The sequence below is a fragment of the Providencia hangzhouensis genome (assembly GCF_029193595.2).
Classification (GTDB): domain Bacteria; phylum Pseudomonadota; class Gammaproteobacteria; order Enterobacterales; family Enterobacteriaceae; genus Providencia; species Providencia hangzhouensis.
The window spans coordinates 1,117,277-1,133,555 of record NZ_CP135052.1; the positions used below are offsets into that span (position 1 = coordinate 1,117,277).

The 16,279-nt window shown below is 38.3% G+C and carries 13 protein-coding genes; 10 read left to right on the top strand and 3 right to left on the bottom strand.

The window, feature by feature from the left end; translation table 11 throughout:
• Window positions 1–84: 84 nt before the first annotated feature.
• Window positions 85–1,419, top strand: coding sequence for a 30S ribosomal protein S12 methylthiotransferase RimO (gene rimO, locus PZ638_RS04880; protein WP_004260618.1), 1,335 nt, complete (start codon window positions 85–87; stop codon window positions 1,417–1,419).
• A 215-nt stretch (window positions 1,420–1,634) separates the two neighbouring features.
• On the top strand, window positions 1,635–2,276 hold the full coding sequence (locus PZ638_RS04885) for a helix-turn-helix domain-containing protein (protein WP_094960938.1): 642 nt from the start codon (window positions 1,635–1,637) through the stop codon (window positions 2,274–2,276).
• Window positions 2,277–2,878: 602 nt separating this feature from the next.
• On the opposite strand, the gene PZ638_RS04890 is transcribed toward PZ638_RS04885, so the two are convergent.
• Window positions 2,879–3,508 carry a response regulator transcription factor gene (locus tag PZ638_RS04890; protein ID WP_094960939.1) on the bottom strand — a complete coding sequence of 210 codons (630 nt, stop codon included), beginning with the start codon at window positions 3,506–3,508 and terminating at the stop codon, window positions 2,879–2,881.
• 470 nt (window positions 3,509–3,978) lie between these two features.
• Here PZ638_RS04890 and PZ638_RS04895 point away from each other — a divergent pair, with 470 nt between their 5' ends.
• Window positions 3,979–4,974 (top strand): LacI family DNA-binding transcriptional regulator, encoded by a 996-nt coding sequence (locus tag PZ638_RS04895; RefSeq protein ID WP_004260608.1) that lies wholly within the window; start codon window positions 3,979–3,981, stop codon window positions 4,972–4,974.
• A 31-nt stretch (window positions 4,975–5,005) separates the two neighbouring features.
• Here PZ638_RS04895 and PZ638_RS04900 read toward each other — a convergent pair whose 3' ends face one another.
• Window positions 5,006–6,460, bottom strand: a complete 1,455-nt coding sequence (locus tag PZ638_RS04900; RefSeq protein ID WP_094960940.1) for a glycoside hydrolase family 32 protein — start codon at window positions 6,458–6,460, stop codon at window positions 5,006–5,008.
• A 203-nt stretch (window positions 6,461–6,663) separates the two neighbouring features.
• On the opposite strand from PZ638_RS04900, the gene PZ638_RS04905 reads away from it, so the two are divergent.
• From PZ638_RS04905 to yjiA, 7 genes are all read left to right on the top strand, one after another.
• Window positions 6,664–7,611: an aminoimidazole riboside kinase gene (locus PZ638_RS04905; RefSeq protein WP_004260601.1), complete on the top strand. Its 948-nt coding sequence runs from the start codon at window positions 6,664–6,666 to the stop codon at window positions 7,609–7,611.
• A gap of 172 nt (window positions 7,612–7,783) precedes the next feature.
• A complete protein-coding gene (gene rarD, locus PZ638_RS04910; protein WP_004260597.1) occupies window positions 7,784–8,710 on the top strand; it encodes an EamA family transporter RarD in 927 nt (308 codons plus the stop codon).
• Between the two features lie 122 nt (window positions 8,711–8,832).
• Complete coding sequence (gene purT, locus PZ638_RS04915) at window positions 8,833–10,011, top strand: formate-dependent phosphoribosylglycinamide formyltransferase (RefSeq protein WP_004260593.1); 1,179 nt, start codon at window positions 8,833–8,835, stop codon at window positions 10,009–10,011.
• 221 nt (window positions 10,012–10,232) lie between these two features.
• Window positions 10,233–10,688 carry a hypothetical protein gene (locus PZ638_RS04920; protein WP_004260591.1) on the top strand — a complete coding sequence of 152 codons (456 nt, stop codon included), beginning with the start codon at window positions 10,233–10,235 and terminating at the stop codon, window positions 10,686–10,688.
• Window positions 10,689–11,117: 429 nt separating this feature from the next.
• Window positions 11,118–13,271 carry a carbon starvation CstA family protein gene (locus tag PZ638_RS04925; RefSeq protein ID WP_004260588.1) on the top strand — a complete coding sequence of 718 codons (2,154 nt, stop codon included), beginning with the start codon at window positions 11,118–11,120 and terminating at the stop codon, window positions 13,269–13,271.
• 101 nt (window positions 13,272–13,372) lie between these two features.
• Window positions 13,373–13,576, top strand: a complete 204-nt coding sequence (locus tag PZ638_RS04930; protein WP_004260586.1) for a YbdD/YjiX family protein — start codon at window positions 13,373–13,375, stop codon at window positions 13,574–13,576.
• Window positions 13,577–13,598: 22 nt separating this feature from the next.
• On the top strand, window positions 13,599–14,567 hold the full coding sequence (gene yjiA, locus PZ638_RS04935) for a GTPase (RefSeq protein ID WP_181488499.1): 969 nt from the start codon (window positions 13,599–13,601) through the stop codon (window positions 14,565–14,567).
• 262 nt (window positions 14,568–14,829) lie between these two features.
• Here the strand turns inward: yjiA and PZ638_RS04940 are convergent, their stop codons facing one another.
• Window positions 14,830–16,152: an L-cysteine desulfidase family protein gene (locus PZ638_RS04940; protein ID WP_004260581.1), complete on the bottom strand. Its 1,323-nt coding sequence runs from the start codon at window positions 16,150–16,152 to the stop codon at window positions 14,830–14,832.
• Between the last annotated feature and the right edge of the window lie 127 nt (window positions 16,153–16,279).

Below are 16,279 nucleotides of genomic sequence, written 5' to 3' on the forward strand. Positions count from 1 at the left end.
TTTATACAATTCCCTCAATTCTTCAGGTAAAATTTCGCCCATTTTTCTAAAACAATATTTATAACACAATAAAAGAAGTGAGTTATGTCGCAAAATACTAATCCGGTACCAAAAATTGGTTTCGTTTCTCTCGGCTGCCCGAAAAACCTAGTTGATTCAGAACGCATTTTAACTGAATTACGCACTGATGGTTATCAAGTGGTTCCAAGCTATGATAATGCTGACTTAGTCATTGTGAATACTTGTGGATTTATCGACAGTGCAGTGCAGGAATCATTAGAAGCGATTGGGGAAGCACTGAATGAAAATGGTAAAGTGATTGTGACAGGATGCCTTGGTGCGAAAGAAAACCAAATTCGTGAAGTACATCCAAAAGTTTTAGAAATCACTGGCCCACATAGCTATGAGCAGGTACTTAACCATGTTCACCACTATGTACCGAAGCCTGAACATGACCCTTTCTTGAGTTTAGTCCCTGAGCAAGGGGTAAAATTGACACCAAAGCATTATGCGTATTTAAAAATTTCCGAAGGGTGTAATCATCGTTGTACTTTCTGCATTATTCCTTCAATGCGAGGGGACTTAGATAGCCGTCCAATCGGGGATGTGTTAAATGAAGCTAAGCGTCTGGTCGCTTCAGGAGTCAAAGAGTTACTGGTTATTTCCCAAGATACTTCTGCATATGGTGTTGATGTTAAAAATAAAACGGGTTTTTGGGATGGTCAGCCTGTAAAAACTAGCATGGTGGGGTTATGCGAACAACTTGCTTCAATGGGCGTATGGGTGCGTTTACATTATGTTTACCCTTATCCACATGTTGATGATGTTATCCCGTTGATGGCAGAAGGTAAAATTTTACCTTACTTAGATATTCCATTACAGCATGCAAGTCCGAAAATTTTAAAATTAATGAAACGCCCCGGTGCCGTTGAAAGAACACTTGAGCGGATTAAACGTTGGCGTGAAATTTGCCCTGAACTCACCTTACGTTCAACATTTATTGTTGGATTTCCCGGTGAGACAGAAGAAGATTTCCAAATGCTATTAGATTTCTTATTGGAAGCTAAGTTGGACCGAGTCGGCTGTTTTAAATATAGCCCTGTCGAGGGAGCGAAAGCGAATGAACTAGCAGATCAAGTTCCTGAGGAAATAAAAGAAGATCGTTATCATCGTTTTATGCAATTACAACAGCAAATTTCTACACAGCGATTACAAGATAAAATTGGTAAAGAAATTTTAGTCATTATTGATGAAGTTGATGATGAAGGTGCTATTGGTCGTAGTATGGCTGATGCACCAGAAATTGATGGTATGGTTTATCTCAATGGTGAATTTGAGGTTAGCGTTGGGGATATAGTGAAAGTATTAGTTGAGCATGCAGATGAATATGATCTGTGGGGAAATATTGTTACTGCTTAATTTAATAAAAGCGTTCTAGAAGTGTATATGGCTAACTTAGATAGATTCAGTTAGCCATTTTCTTTTTTACCACATTGATTTACTACTTTTAATTATAAAAAATTGATGTGTATCAATGGTTGTAAACCTATCAATTAATAACTTGATCTAGAATATAATAATTAAATGGCAAATTGACATAATCAGATAACTCTTATCGAAGAATAAGGATAACTATGTCAACTCATTTAATATTTCCAACTACAACACCTGTAAAAGAAAGTATTTATAATTCAGGTAATTATGAATATATCGTAGAGCTTGCTCATACAACCATTGAGAGCGGATTAGCCTCATTACATGATAATAATATTCGCAGTTCTCTACTGAGCACTGATGGGAAAACGCTGTGGCTCAGTCATGAGCTTGATGGTAATTTTGAGATAGCAAATTTACTATCTGATAATTTAACTTATGGGGCACAGCTTAGGTTGTATGCAGAGCCAATTGAATTACATGGAATTTTTTATTACTTAGCACCAGTGTATTCACATACTGGTGAGCCTGTACTCGTTGTTGTTTTATCTTCAACTAAGAATAGTTGCAATATTTTGTTTGCACTTACGCAATCCTTAGCAAGGGAAGTGAGTGAAAAATTGAAATTTCACTATTACGAACAAGGTATTTTTAAGGTAGATAAGGACGAACAACGGTTCGCTAACTTAGATATTCATTCAGTTGAGAAAGCTTTGATTATTGAAGTTGCACAAGCTTGCAAAGGTAAAATTCAAAAAATGCATAAAGTCCTTGATATGGGACGGACAACATTATGGCGCAAGCTAAAGCAGTACGAAATTAACATTAAGGACTACAAATAGCTCTCCTATATGCTCTGAATGGTAAAAAATAGCGCTTTCGCGTGTTTTTCGAACAGCTACAAAACATAAAAACAGCGAAGCGCGAAATATTTACCAACATTTTGAACGACAGCCGATAGATAAATAAAGCGTAATCTATCTACTTGTATCGTTACTTGATGTATTGAGAAAAGAAAATGAAAACGATGCTTATTATGCTTGGATACGGTAAGGAGGTATGTCGTTTGTAGCCTTATTTTTTTAGTTTTATGAGAGAGAAAGTTCGTTGATAAAGGTTATTGTTTTACTAAAAAAGTAGTGAGATATGGGGAGGGTAAATAATACTTTAATAACTAAAAAAAATGTAATTTTATTTTATGATTATTAGTGGTTATTATTACCATCTGAATTATTAATTTACTTAGGTTTTTAATCCATAACAGAGTGGTGTTGTTTTTATCACTTATAAAAATAAGTTATTATTTCAAAATTAACAGAATATTAATCTATATTTATCTAAATTATAGTACCTTTAGGTATTTTTCATATAGTTAATTTCTGATGGCTTAGAATCAAGCCATCAGAAATAATAACGCTATAAGAAGGTAAACATAGCATATAGATTAAATATATCTAGGATAGGTATTAATGTATTCGTATTCTTGAATAAGTTGTGGTAGTGATTTTATTCCTAATTTTGTATAAATATTAGAGCGATGTACCTCTACAGTTCTTGGTGATAATGACAGTTTTTCTGCGGTTTCTTTACTGGTATTACCTTCTAATATCATATCCATAATTTCTCTTTCTCTAACCGAAAGACGATTAAATTTATCAGAGAGATGAGTATATTTTTTATGCTTTTCATGCATACTTAAAAATAATTCCATCGCGTTACTAATGGAATTTGATATTTCTATATCTTTGAAAGGAAAAGGAAAAAAATCAAAAGCTCCAGATTTAAAGCTTTCTCGACATAGACTGATAGAAGGCTCTTCGGCAAGCACAATGAATGGAACAATACCAAATGAATTATTTATATTGTTTAATCGATTAATACGATTTTCATCATTGTTTAAGAATAATAAAATACATTCCTTTACATTAATCTCATTAGGGTAAGTATAATTACTCATAAACACTTCTTCGTTATTATAAAATCTAAAGATAAAACCAAAAGATTCCATCATTAATTTCAGTTTATTCTTAAAGACATTATCACTTTCTACGATTACGTGAATGGTGTTATTCATCACCATACTCCTGTTGAACTGATTTGATATTCATACTAATCTGATAAAATACGTAGATAAATAAAGTGAAATTTAAATTCCACAATAATATTTTCTACTGATCGTTGTTTTTTTTATTAATGTAATACTGACCTTAATTTATATTAAAAACATCATCTAGTTAAATTTAATATAAAAATAGAAACAATAGTTAAAGTTTGTGTCATTGGGTAATATTCGATTAATGACGTGTAACATTTTAGGTGATTTTACTTATTAAATGTGTTTTTATCATAAAGTGATAGACAGAAATATTGCTAAAGCTAATCAATAATATCTTAAATCATTAGTCATAAAAAGTCTTAGATGTACACTTATGTTGTTTTTTGAGGTGATAGCTCTTAACTTGTGAATTGACGAAGATTAAGTACTTTTTATATCTAACATGTTAAAATTAATACTTACCTAGTTTTGATGAGTGAATATACTTAATGGCTTCTTTAAAAGACGTAGCTCGACTTGCAAATGTTTCATTGATGACTGTATCAAGGGCAATTAATAGCCCTGAATTACTAAAGCCTGAAACCTTGAAACAAGTCCAACAAGCTATTGAGTCACTCAATTATGTCCCTGATTTTTCAGCGCGAAAGATCAGAGGGAAAAGCTCTAGGGTTTCGACAGTTGGTGTTTTGGCCCTCGATACAGCAACTACCCCTTTTTCTGTAGAAATCATTCTTTCAATAGAACAAACCGCGAGACAATTCGGCTGGAGTAGCTTTGTAGTTAATATTACATCTAGCGAAGATAGTGAAAGAGCTGTCCGACAATTATTATCTCAGCGGCCTGATGGTATTATTTATACTACGATGGGGCTTCGAGAAGTAGCGATTCCAGAAACATTACATAATAATCGTTTGGTTCTTGCTAATTGCATAGATAAAAATGGGCAGTTCCCTGCTTATGTGCCAGATGATTTTAATGGTCAATTTAATGCAGTAAAACGCTTAATAGAGAAAGGGTATCGAAATCCTCTTTGTCTTTATATTCCGCAAGAGACACTTGCTGGAAAAATGCGCCGTGAAGCGGTGGAGTCTGCGTGGGCAAGTGCTGACTTACCGCTAGCATCACTTCAGCAACACCATTTAGAGTTAGGCGATGAGCATTATTTAGATGTTATAGCTTTAATTAATAGTCATTTTAAGAATAAAAAACCGAATTTTGATGTCATTATTTGTGGAAATGACCGTATAGCATTTTTAGCTTACCAAGTACTACTTAGCCGTGGCTTACGTATTCCACAAGATATCGCAGTACTTGGCTATGATAATATGATAGGTGTCGGGGAACTATTTTATCCTCCATTAAGTACGGTTGTGTTACCGCACTATCAATTAGGCCAACAAGCCGCTTTACACATCATAGAAGAACGGCAGCAAAATAGTGTTGAATATGTTGCTTGCGACTTGTTAGAACGTAATTCTTTTTAACCTTGCAGAGAAAAGCAAATCTAGTAGCTTGCTATTCAATGGATTTTTTGATCTCCCAATAAATCGCTTTTTCGAGCTTTGCTTGCTGATTTATTGCAAATAATCTTAAGTCCCGCTCACTTTGATGGGGGTAGATTCGACAACTAAAGTTGAGTTCACCATCATTAATAAATACTTCCAAGCTAGAGTGATCGATAAAAGCATTTATTTTAAGTTGATGACCTTCAGGTATTGGCGCACAACGACTATCACTAATTGTATATTCAGGGTAATGACGCATTAAGGTTAATTGCTGACTTTGGTTATCAATGTAAAACTGTACGCCGTATCCTACCCAAAAGCCGAATTTTTCAGCAGGGCTTTGCTGTAAGTCCCAGATAAGTTCTATTTCACAACTTGTCGCATTCTCATTCAGTATGATTGTGCTGTTTTTAGCTAGTGTTGTTGCGGGAAAATGGCTTGCGGACTGACGTAATGTTTTCAATTCCTCTATAGGTTTAGCGACAATTTTACCTTGTTCATTCAGTGTTAGCTCTCTAGGTAAAGTAAAACATCCTGACCACCCATGTTTTTGTGTGGGCATATGGCTTTCCCACATATCCATCCAAGCGATAGCGATACGGCGGCCATCTTTAGCTAAAAAGGTTTGAGGTGCGTAAAAGTCTTGGCCGAAATCAAGTTCTGTAAATGCATGTGAAATTTTATAAGATGAATTAGGAGACCAATTACCAACCAAATAACCATTTTGAAATAGATTTCGATACTGATAATTTTTTGCCTTTTTTCCTTGAGGTGAAAAGAGGGCAACAAATTGTTCGCCTAATGGAAAGAAATCAGGACATTCCCACATATAAACATTATCGTCGTCAGTTTTTGCCAGAACTTGGTAGTTTTGATCCCAATTTAATAAGTCTGTACTCTTAAATAAAAGTATTTGTCCTTGATCTTGGGAGTCTCTTGCGCCGACGACCATCCACCATTTTCCATCTTGTCGCCAAACTTTAGGATCTCGAAAGTGCATATAACCATCGGGTGCAGAAAGCACAACACCTTTCTTTTCGAAATGAATACCATCTTCACTGATTGCAACACATTGTGATTGGATGATTTGACTATCATCACCTGGATTTGCTAACCAGATGTGGCCCGTGTAGAACAGATATAATTTATTATCGTAACTAATTGCAGATCCTGAGAAACAACCATCTCGGTCATAGTCTTCACTAGGTGCTAACGCAATTGCCTGATGTTCCCAATGTACCATATCTGTACTTGTTGCATGCCCCCAATGCATGGGGCCCCAAATCGCACTAAATGGATGATGTTGATAAAATGCATGGTATTGGCCTTGATGATAGATCAAACCATTAGGGTCATTCATCCAGCCTGCATAAGGGGCAAGGTGGTATTGTGGGTAAAACTGCAAGTCCATATTTTTCCTTGCTGTTTTGATGGCTTCGTTGGCTAGTTCAAGTTGTTTTTTCATTATGGCTTCCTGAATGTTTTTCGATCGCAATAACAAAATAAGCACATGAAATTCAATAATAGGTGCGTTTATTTGCTGGTTTCTTTATACTCAATGTTAACGTTAACAGTTTGCGTTTACTAGTTTTATTTTTATGAGTTGGTAATGTGCTAGCTATGAATAAGAATGAAGGTTAAAAATATAAAACTCGCAAAGGAGACATAATGAAAGTTTGGGCATTAGGGGATGCTGTCATTGATTTAATCCCCCTTCAAAACATGCAATATGAAGCTTGTGCTGGTGGAGCACCTGTGAATGTTGCCGCGGGTGTTGCACGCTTAGGGCAAAACAGTGGTTTTATTGGGCGAGTCGGCGAAGAAGCTTTTGGGCATTTTATGCAGAAAACCCTATTTGATATAGGGGTTGATACTAGTGCGATGGAGTTTGATGAAAAGTATAAAACAAGTACTGTTCTCGTCTCGTTACACGAAAATGGAGAACGTGAATTTTCTTTTTTAGTTTCTCCTTCGGCCGACCAATTTTTAACGATAAATAATTTACCGCAATTTGGTAATGATATTTTGCATTTTTGCTCATTAGCTCTGGTGCACCATCAATGCAGAGCATCACTATCGACAGCTATCGAACAACTCAAGCTCGCTGGCGGATTACTGAGCTTTGATATTAACATTCGTCCGCAAATGTGGTCAGATCCCGACGAAATGCACCAAATTGTTGATAATTTTGCAAAACAAGCAGATATTTTAAAACTTTCGGATGATGAATTGCTGTGGTTAACGCAAGAAAGTCGTTTTGAGAATGCCATAGCTAAATTGCAAAATTACCCTGCTCAATTAAAAATTGTGACTCAAGGTGCTAAAGGTTGTCAGGTGTTCACCCCCTCAGTTCAAATAGCCGTAAGTGCTTATTTAGTTGAAAGTATTGATACTACTGGTGCAGGTGACGCATTTATGGCAGGGTTATTGGCGGCCATCTCACAATATGGGCTAGTCAACGAAAAAGAGGGATTGATGAAGGTCATCTCGCAAGCTACGGCTTGTGGTGCATTAGCGACAACTAAAAAAGGCGCTATCGCTGCGGCTCCGACACAACAGGAATTATTTGTATTTATGCAGCAGCAACCGCCATTACATCAACGCGATGTTTTTTGATGAGAATATATGTGTATTGAGCAACTAAAAGGTAGCGATATAGTTACCTTTTAGTTTAAGAATACTTGATATAATTCAAATTATATTATGGTGGTGGCAAGTTTTATTTTTTGCATTTTGGCGTATGATAAGTAGCTAATATTATTTAATCAGATTTTATTGTGGATAAATCATGTTGCTTCGCTCGGGAGTAGCTCTTGCTATTTTTTCCTATATCTTATGGGGAATAACACCATTATTTTATCGTTTACTTCCCGGTGCGGAACCTTTAGAGCTACTTGCAGAACGTCTTATCTGGTCTGTGCCTATACTTTTTCTTGTTCGCTTAATTATCAAAAATAAATCTTTATGGCGTGAGGTATGGTCTGACAAACAGTCGATAATTCTATGTTTATTTAGTTCGTCGGTTATGGCGATATCTTGGACAACATTTACTTATGCATTAACCCACGGGCAGGTGTTAGCTGCTAGTCTTGGCTATTTTATTAACCCATTATTTTCTATTTTACTTGGTGTTTTGTTCCTTCGCGAACGGCTTGTTTTTGCAGAAAAAATGGCTGTTATTTTTATTTGTGCGGGGGTCGGTTACCAAATTTGGCAGTATGGTGAATTACCTATTTTAGCGTTAGTAATGGGGAGTGCTTTTGCAGTCTATGGGTTAATTCGTAAATTTATTCGATTTGATGTGATTACGTCTTTATTTCTAGAAGCACTTTGGCTGCTTCCCATTGCAATAGCGATCACTTGGTGGTTAGCATCTCATGGTCTAAGTGCCGTGACGCAAGGGGATTGGCAAATTAAAGTTCTTTATATGTTAGCGGCGCCTGTCACGATAATTCCTTTGCTCTTTTTTACCGCAGCGATTAAACGGACATCATTAACGGTGATTGGTTTAGCGCAATATATAGAACCAACAATTCAATTTTTATTGGCCGTATTTTTATTTAATGAGCTCTTTGATTGGGTCAAAGGTATTAGTTTTTCACTTATTTGGATTGGTTTAATGTTTTGTGTATTAGCTATTTTACGCAAACAGTATATTAAATTTTCTCACAAAGAACCCTTTATTACTGGGCGCGATAAAACACCATTAGATTAAATAATAATTATTATTATCAATCGATTATGAAAATTTTTTTTATAGTGTTTTTTCCTTGATAGTAAAAGCAAACGATTGCGTATATAATTGGTATCAACTTTTTGTCGGTAAGGTCATCAATCATGAATCAATTAGGTACTGCGCTGTGTAAATCTGCAACAAAAGTCATGCTGTTAGGTGCTGGAGAGTTAGGCAAAGAAGTTGCGATTGAATGTCAACGATTGGGCATCGAAGTTATTGCGGTTGATCGCTATGATAATGCGCCAGCGATGCATATTGCACACCGCAGTTATACGATAAACATGCTTGATGGCGAAGCGCTGAAACAAATAGTCTCACGGGAAAAACCTGATATTATCGTGCCTGAAATTGAAGCAATTGCGACACAGGTATTGATGGAGCTTGAACAGCAAGGACAAAAAGTGGTTCCGTCTGCGAAAGCCATTGTACTTACTATGGATAGAGAAGGGATCCGTCGTTTAGCGGCAGAAGAGTTGAAATTGCCAACATCAGAGTACCAATTTGTAGACAGTAACCCCGATTTTATTGCAGCGGCAGAAAAAATTGGGTTTCCCTGTATTGTTAAGCCTGTGATGAGTTCATCAGGAAAGGGACAAAGTGTGATCCGCTCTCGAGCAGAATTAGATCAGGCTTGGGATTATTCGCAGCAAGGTGGGCGAGCAGGGCAGGGGCGTGTAATTGTTGAAAAAATGGTTAATTTTGATTTTGAAATTACATTGTTAACAGTCAGTGCGGTGGATGGTATTCACTTTTGTGCGCCTATAGGTCACCGACAAGAAAAAGGGGATTACCGTGAGTCTTGGCAGCCGCAGTACATGAGTGAGGCTGCGTTGAAAAAAGCGCAAGACATTGCCAAGAAAATTGTAACCTCTCTAGGAGGTTATGGAATATTTGGTGTTGAATTATTCGTATGTGGTGACGATATCATTTTTAATGAGGTTTCGCCTCGTCCCCATGATACGGGGATGGTGACGCTTATTTCGCAGAGTTTATCTGAATTTGCATTACATGTTCGTGCATTTCTTGGTTTCCCAATTGGCGTGATCCGCCAATATGGGCCGAGTGCTTCAGCGGTTATTTTACCTAATTTACAAAGCCAAAATGTGGTTTTTTCAAATATTGGTGCTGCTTTGGGGTCTGACACCCAATTACGGTTATTTGGTAAACCTGAAATTGCAGGAACTCGTCGGTTAGGTGTGGCTTTGGCGATTGCGGATTCTATTGAAAATGCATTAGATATGGCTAAGAAAACCGCGAATACAGTGTGTGTTTCTGGTTGATCTTGATGAATTTTGCGCTCAATGACTCTAAGTGAGTGAGCGCTTGTATACTTTAATTTTAACTTTGAGATTATCTTCATATAAGACTTTATTTACCTTTATTCCTAGTTTCACTGAAATAGATATCCGCTATCTTTAATTAAGCGAGTATTTAATAGAGCAAAGTTGATGAGCTTAGCGTCTTATCACTTAGTAGGCATAAAAGTAGAATAAGGAAAGTTATGATGATTCATTATGTAGTTGGTTTAATGTCATTAGGATTAATATCTTTTTTATCAACAGCGCAAAATCTTGAACAACAATTCAGTTTATGGGTAGAGAACGAAAAAGATAAAATCGAGTGTTTTGAGCAACAATCTTCATTTAAGTATTGTTTAGGTAAATCATCGAATAAAGGCTTAGCTGTTTTTGACCAAAAAGGACAAGAGATTTACCAACTTTACTATTTTGATAATTGGCCTGATGAAGCGCAAGACGGGGTATATCGAATTCGCAAAGAAAATAAAATTGGTTTTGCAGACGCAATTACTGGGGAAATCGTGGTTGATGCAATTTATGATTGCGCGTATCCCTTTGAAGCAGGGAAAGCGAAAGTCGGTATCGGATGTGAAACGCAAACAGATGGTGAACATAGTTGGTGGGTTGGTGGTAAATGGACAACAATTACACGCCAATAGCACATAGATATTATAAAGCTTTAGATAACCTAACTTTGAGATTTCACGTTATTAGTGAAATTTGTTTACAATAAACTTCATTTTATTCATATGAGTTACATTTTTTAACTTATTGAAAACAAATCAGAATCGTTATGTGGATCACATTTTTGACCTCATATTCCCTTCCTTAAAACCATTTAAAGTAAAAAACAAACCGCTTAATTCTATATGGCACCACTTAGCATAACTTTAGTCATTTGCTGAGTGTAATTTCATACCATATACACCATGGCAGAGCTCAATTTTTTAATTCAATACAGTTCAACCACTGCCAATTAAAAAACCATCAACGATAAATGATAAGCAACGAAAACACAGCGATATCGTTTTTTAAGATGGTTAATACAAAATCAATGGCATGTTCGTTTTACCTCAGAAGGGTGTTCTATGAACAAAAATGGTATTTTAAAGCACATTCCGTGGATGATCCTCGGGATAATCGGTGCAGTCTGTTTAGGGGTTGTTGCACTCAGACGCGGTGAGCACATTAGTGCGCTGTGGATTGTCGTCGCTTCTGTGGCGGTGTATCTCATCGCATATCGTTATTACAGCTTATATATTGCTAAGAAAGTGATGAAGCTGGACGAAACACGTGCGACCCCAGCCGTCATTAATAATGATGGTTTAAACTATGTTCCGACAAATAAAAATGTTCTATTTGGTCACCACTTTGCCGCTATTGCAGGGGCTGGGCCATTAGTCGGACCCGTTCTTGCGGCGCAAGTAGGCTATTTACCCGGTACCTTATGGTTACTAGCTGGGGTTGTGTTAGCCGGTGCGGTGCAAGATTTCATGGTGTTATTTATTTCATCACGCCGTAATGGTGCATCATTAGGGGAAATTGTTAAAGAGGAGCTTGGCCCGATTCCGGGAACGCTGGCGCTCTTTGGGTGCTTCCTAATCATGATCATTATCCTTGCTGTATTAGCATTGATTGTGGTGAAAGCCTTGGCAGAAAGCCCATGGGGTGTCTTTACCGTTGTTTCAACAGTGCCTATCGCATTGTTTATGGGGATATATATGCGATATATCCGGCCGGGGCGCGTAGGTGAAGTTTCTGTTATCGGTATTGTTCTGTTAGTTGCTTCCATTTGGTTTGGTGGTGTGATTGCTCATGACCCATACTGGGGCCCAGCACTGACATTCAAAGACACGACGATCACTTATGCGTTAGTCGGTTATGCGTTTGTTTCAGCATTATTACCTGTATGGTTAATTTTAGCGCCTCGTGACTATTTAGCGACCTTCCTGAAAATTGGGGTTATTGTTGGTTTAGCGATTGGTATCGTTATTCTAAACCCTGAATTAAAAATGCCAGCTGTCACCCAATTTGTTGATGGCTCCGGTCCTGTTTGGAAAGGTACTCTATTCCCATTCTTATTTATTACCATCGCTTGTGGTGCGGTATCCGGTTTCCATGCGCTTATTTCTTCAGGGACAACACCTAAGTTATTAGCAAACGAAAAAGATGCGCGTTACATCGGTTATGGTGCAATGTTAATGGAGTCATTTGTTGCGATTATGGCACTGGTAGCGGCTTCTATTATCGAACCAGGCTTGTATTTTGCAATGAATACACCACCGGCAGCGTTGGGTATTACTATGCCTAACTTACATGAACTGGGTGGTCCAGATGGCGCAGCTATCATGGCTCAGCTCAAAGATGTGTCTGTTCATGCAGCCGCTACAGTGAGTTCATGGGGCTTTGTGATTTCACCTGAGCAAATCATGCAAACAGCGAAAGATATTGGTGAGCCGTCGGTGTTAAACCGTGCAGGTGGTGCACCGACATTAGCGGTAGGTATTGCGTATGTCTTCCATGAAATCATGCCTGCGGCAAATATGGGCTTCTGGTATCACTTTGGTATTCTGTTTGAAGCGCTGTTTATCTTAACCGCATTGGATGCAGGAACCCGTTCTGGTCGCTTTATGCTGCAAGATTTATTAGGTAACTTTGTTCCGTTCTTGAAGAAAACCGATTCACTGGTTGCGGGTATCATCGGTACAGCGGGATGTGTTGGGTTATGGGGTTACTTATTGTATCAAGGCGTTGTTGACCCACTGGGCGGTGTTAAGAGCTTATGGCCTCTGTTCGGTATCTCGAACCAAATGTTAGCAGCGGTTGCTTTAGTCTTAAGTACAGTTGTATTGATTAAGATGAAACGCAGTAAATACATTATGGTGACTGTCTTACCTGCAGTATGGCTATTAATCTGTACAACTTGGGCATTAGGACTGAAATTATTCAGTGATAACCCACAACTGGAAGGGTTCCTATACTTAGCGAAATCTTATAAAGATAAGATTGCGGCAGGTGGTGCAGAGTTAACTGCACAAGAAATTACTAATATGAATCACATTATTATTAATAACTACACCAACGCTGGGCTGAGTATTCTATTCTTAGTGGTTGTTTACGGTATCATTTTCTACGGTATCCGCGTTGGGATGAAAGCACACAAAAACCCAGAGCGTACAGACAAAGAAACACCTTATGTTCCTGTACCTAAAGAGGGCGTGAAAGTTTCATCTTCACATTAAGTCACCCTTCAACGGATTTGAACATCGAAAGGTGCTCAATAAATGAAAGGTCGCCCTACATTATGTGCTCATGATGTAGGGCATTTGTATTGGAGAGGCTGATGTTTGGAAATCTCGGCAAAACAGGAAAATACCTCGGGCAAGCCGCACGTATGTTAATTGGTATTCCTGATTATGATACTTATGTGCAGCATATGAGTGATAACCATCCAGACAAACCTGTGATGACATATAAAGAATTTTTTCGCGAAAGACAAGATGCACGGTATGGTGGTAGTGGTAAAGGCGGATTTCGCTGCTGTTAATCAATGAAGTGTGAGGGCAATAATGAAACCTATTAGCGTAACAATTTTAACCGGTTTTCTCGGTGCAGGTAAAACGACTCTCCTTAGCCATATTCTTCATGCTGAGCATGGTCATAAAATCGCAGTGATTGAAAATGAGTTCGGTGAAGTCCCCATTGATAACGCAATAATTGGTGATCGTGCGACACAAATTACTACATTAAGTAATGGATGTATTTGTTGTAGCCGTTCGAATGAATTAGAAAATGCCTTATTAGATCTATTAGATGGCCTTGATAGTGGAAAATTAGACTTTGACCGTCTGCTCATTGAATGCACTGGCATGGCAGATCCCGGGCCGATCACTCAAACCTTTTTTTCCCATGAAGTCCTCTGCGAACGTTATGTATTAGATGGGATTATTACCTTAGTGGATGCTGTTCACGCTGATAAACAATTAAATGATTTCGCCATTGCTCAAGCGCAAATTGGCTATGCAGACCGTATTTTATTGACCAAAACCGATATTGAGCCAAATAATGAAGCTTTAATTGAACGTTTACAACGAATTAATGCAAGGGCGCCGATTTACTCAGTCATTCACGGTGATATTGACCTGAGTATGTTATTAGATATCGACGGTTTTTTATTGGATTCACAATTAAATGTTAAACAACCGACATTCCGTTTCGCCCCTAAACAACAAAATGAAGTAGGCTCGATTGTTCTCGAATTTAATTACCCTGTTGAACTGATGGCGGTTTCTCAGGTAATGGAAGAATTATTACTTGGCTTTGCAGATAATTTACTGCGCTATAAAGGGATCCTTTCCATTGTGAATGAGCCAAAACGCTTATTATTCCAAGGTGTTCAGCGTCTTTATAGTGCGGATTGGGATAGAGACTGGGAAGTTGATGAACAACGCCGCAGTGTATTAGTGTTTATTGGTATTGACCTACCAGAAGAGATGATCCGCGAAAAATTCGCAGCCCTAGAAGTTAATTCAAAATAGAACAATTCAAAAAAAAAGAATTTCAAAAAAAAGAATTTCAAGAAAAGAAATTCAAAGTCATTAGCGGCGTAGCAAGGCGGCAAAAGAGCCAATCCCTAGGAGCATACACAAGTATGTGACTAGGGTTGGCGAATGCAGCTAACAACGCTACGGCGTTAAGGGCGAAGAATTAGCGGCGTAGCAAGGCGGCAAAAAGCCAACCCCTAGGTGCATACAAAATATGTAACTAGGGTTGGCGAATGTAGCTAACAACACTGCGGCGTTAAGGGCGCGCTTTAGCGGCCATAATTTCAATAATCTGCACGTCAGTATGTCTCATAGAACCCGCAGCTAAAGAACATAAATTGGCAATGGACTGGTCGACATCATCAGAAACAATACCATCCGACCCTCTGACACAGCTATTATCTAATGCCATTAGCACGGCTTTATAAGCGGCACTCGCACTGGTTGACACCTTCATTGCACAACTGTTTGATGCACCATCACAAATCATACCACTAACATCACCAATCATACTGGAAATTGCCATTGCGACGACTTCATAGCGGGATTCTAGTAACCAAGCGATGCCTGCAGCAGCCCCCATAGCTGCTGTTGTCGCAGCACATAGTGCCGATAACGCAGGAAGCTGGTTGTGAATATAAATAGCCATTAAGTGTGACAACATTAAGGCTCGAGCCAGTTGCTCTTCAGAAGATTGCAAATAATCTGCAGTGACAACTACCGGCATGGTTGCTGCAATACCTTGGTTACCTGACCCTGAATTACTCATTGCGGGCAATACAGCCCCTCCCATGCGCGCATCAGAAGCCGCGGAGGTACGGATCATAATTTCTGACATTAAGTCTTTTGAAAGCAAACCACGGTCTCGCTGGGTTTGTAATGTTTTGCCGATATGTAAGCCATAAACATTGCGTAAACCTTCTTGAGATAAGGCTTCGTTTAAATGCGCGGCTTCAAGAATAAAACGAATATCCTCTAAAGGCGCTTCGGTGGCAAATTGATAAACAGATTTAGCAGTGACTGGCGGTAGTGGGATGTCAGCTGCACAGTCAACTGGAGATTCATGGTGAGGTTGAGCCGTTGTGGCATCAAATACGGTGTGATTGTTATGAATAATTTTAACAATATTCGTATGTGACCCCGCAATGATGACGGTTGCGGATTCTGTTTGGGTATATACCGTGGCTTCGGAGTAGATAACATCGTCGCAAGGGTGCTTAATATCAACGGTAATAGCCCCTTGTGCTAACATGGTTTTACTTAATGCAATGGCATCCTCAGATGCTGATTTTAATACTTCTAAACCTGCTTCAGCATCACCGCCAACTGCACCAAGGGCTGCAGCAATGGGTAGACCAACCATTCCTGTTCCGGGTACGGTTACGCCCATACCATTTTTCATGAGGTTAGGGGAAACGAAAGCACAGACTCGGGTCACTTTGCCATTAAGAAATGAAGCCGCTTTGGCGGCAGCATATGCCAATGAAATTGGCTCAGTACAACCTAAGGCAGGCTTTACTTCTTGCTTTACTGCGTTGATAAAATATTGCCAAAGTAGTGGTTGTGATTGAGCATGCATGGCAAGTCCCCTTAATAAAATCTTTTTTGATTTTATTATTTTAAACAACAGTCTGGAGAAAAACTTCACTAAGTTAGGGGATTTAAAGAGAGTGGAGAGAAATATTATCTCTAATTTGAATTATAAA

Excerpts from the sequence above, each read along its gene's own strand:
- rimO (WP_004260618.1), top strand. The coding sequence starts at position 85 with ATGTCGCAAAATACTAATCCGGTACCAAAAATTGGTTTCGTTTCTCTC.
- PZ638_RS04885 (WP_094960938.1), top strand. The coding sequence starts at position 1,635 with ATGTCAACTCATTTAATATTTCCAACTACAACACCTGTAAAAGAAAGT.
- PZ638_RS04890 (WP_094960939.1), bottom strand. The coding sequence starts at position 3,508 with ATGAATAACACCATTCACGTAATCGTAGAAAGTGATAATGTCTTTAAG.
- PZ638_RS04895 (WP_004260608.1), top strand. The coding sequence starts at position 3,979 with ATGGCTTCTTTAAAAGACGTAGCTCGACTTGCAAATGTTTCATTGATG.
- PZ638_RS04900 (WP_094960940.1), bottom strand. The coding sequence starts at position 6,460 with ATGAAAAAACAACTTGAACTAGCCAACGAAGCCATCAAAACAGCAAGG.
- PZ638_RS04905 (WP_004260601.1), top strand. The coding sequence starts at position 6,664 with ATGAAAGTTTGGGCATTAGGGGATGCTGTCATTGATTTAATCCCCCTT.
- rarD (WP_004260597.1), top strand. The coding sequence starts at position 7,784 with ATGTTGCTTCGCTCGGGAGTAGCTCTTGCTATTTTTTCCTATATCTTA.
- purT (WP_004260593.1), top strand. The coding sequence starts at position 8,833 with ATGAATCAATTAGGTACTGCGCTGTGTAAATCTGCAACAAAAGTCATG.
- PZ638_RS04920 (WP_004260591.1), top strand. The coding sequence starts at position 10,233 with ATGATGATTCATTATGTAGTTGGTTTAATGTCATTAGGATTAATATCT.
- PZ638_RS04925 (WP_004260588.1), top strand. The coding sequence starts at position 11,118 with ATGAACAAAAATGGTATTTTAAAGCACATTCCGTGGATGATCCTCGGG.
- PZ638_RS04930 (WP_004260586.1), top strand. The coding sequence starts at position 13,373 with ATGTTTGGAAATCTCGGCAAAACAGGAAAATACCTCGGGCAAGCCGCA.
- yjiA (WP_181488499.1), top strand. The coding sequence starts at position 13,599 with ATGAAACCTATTAGCGTAACAATTTTAACCGGTTTTCTCGGTGCAGGT.
- PZ638_RS04940 (WP_004260581.1), bottom strand. The coding sequence starts at position 16,152 with ATGCATGCTCAATCACAACCACTACTTTGGCAATATTTTATCAACGCA.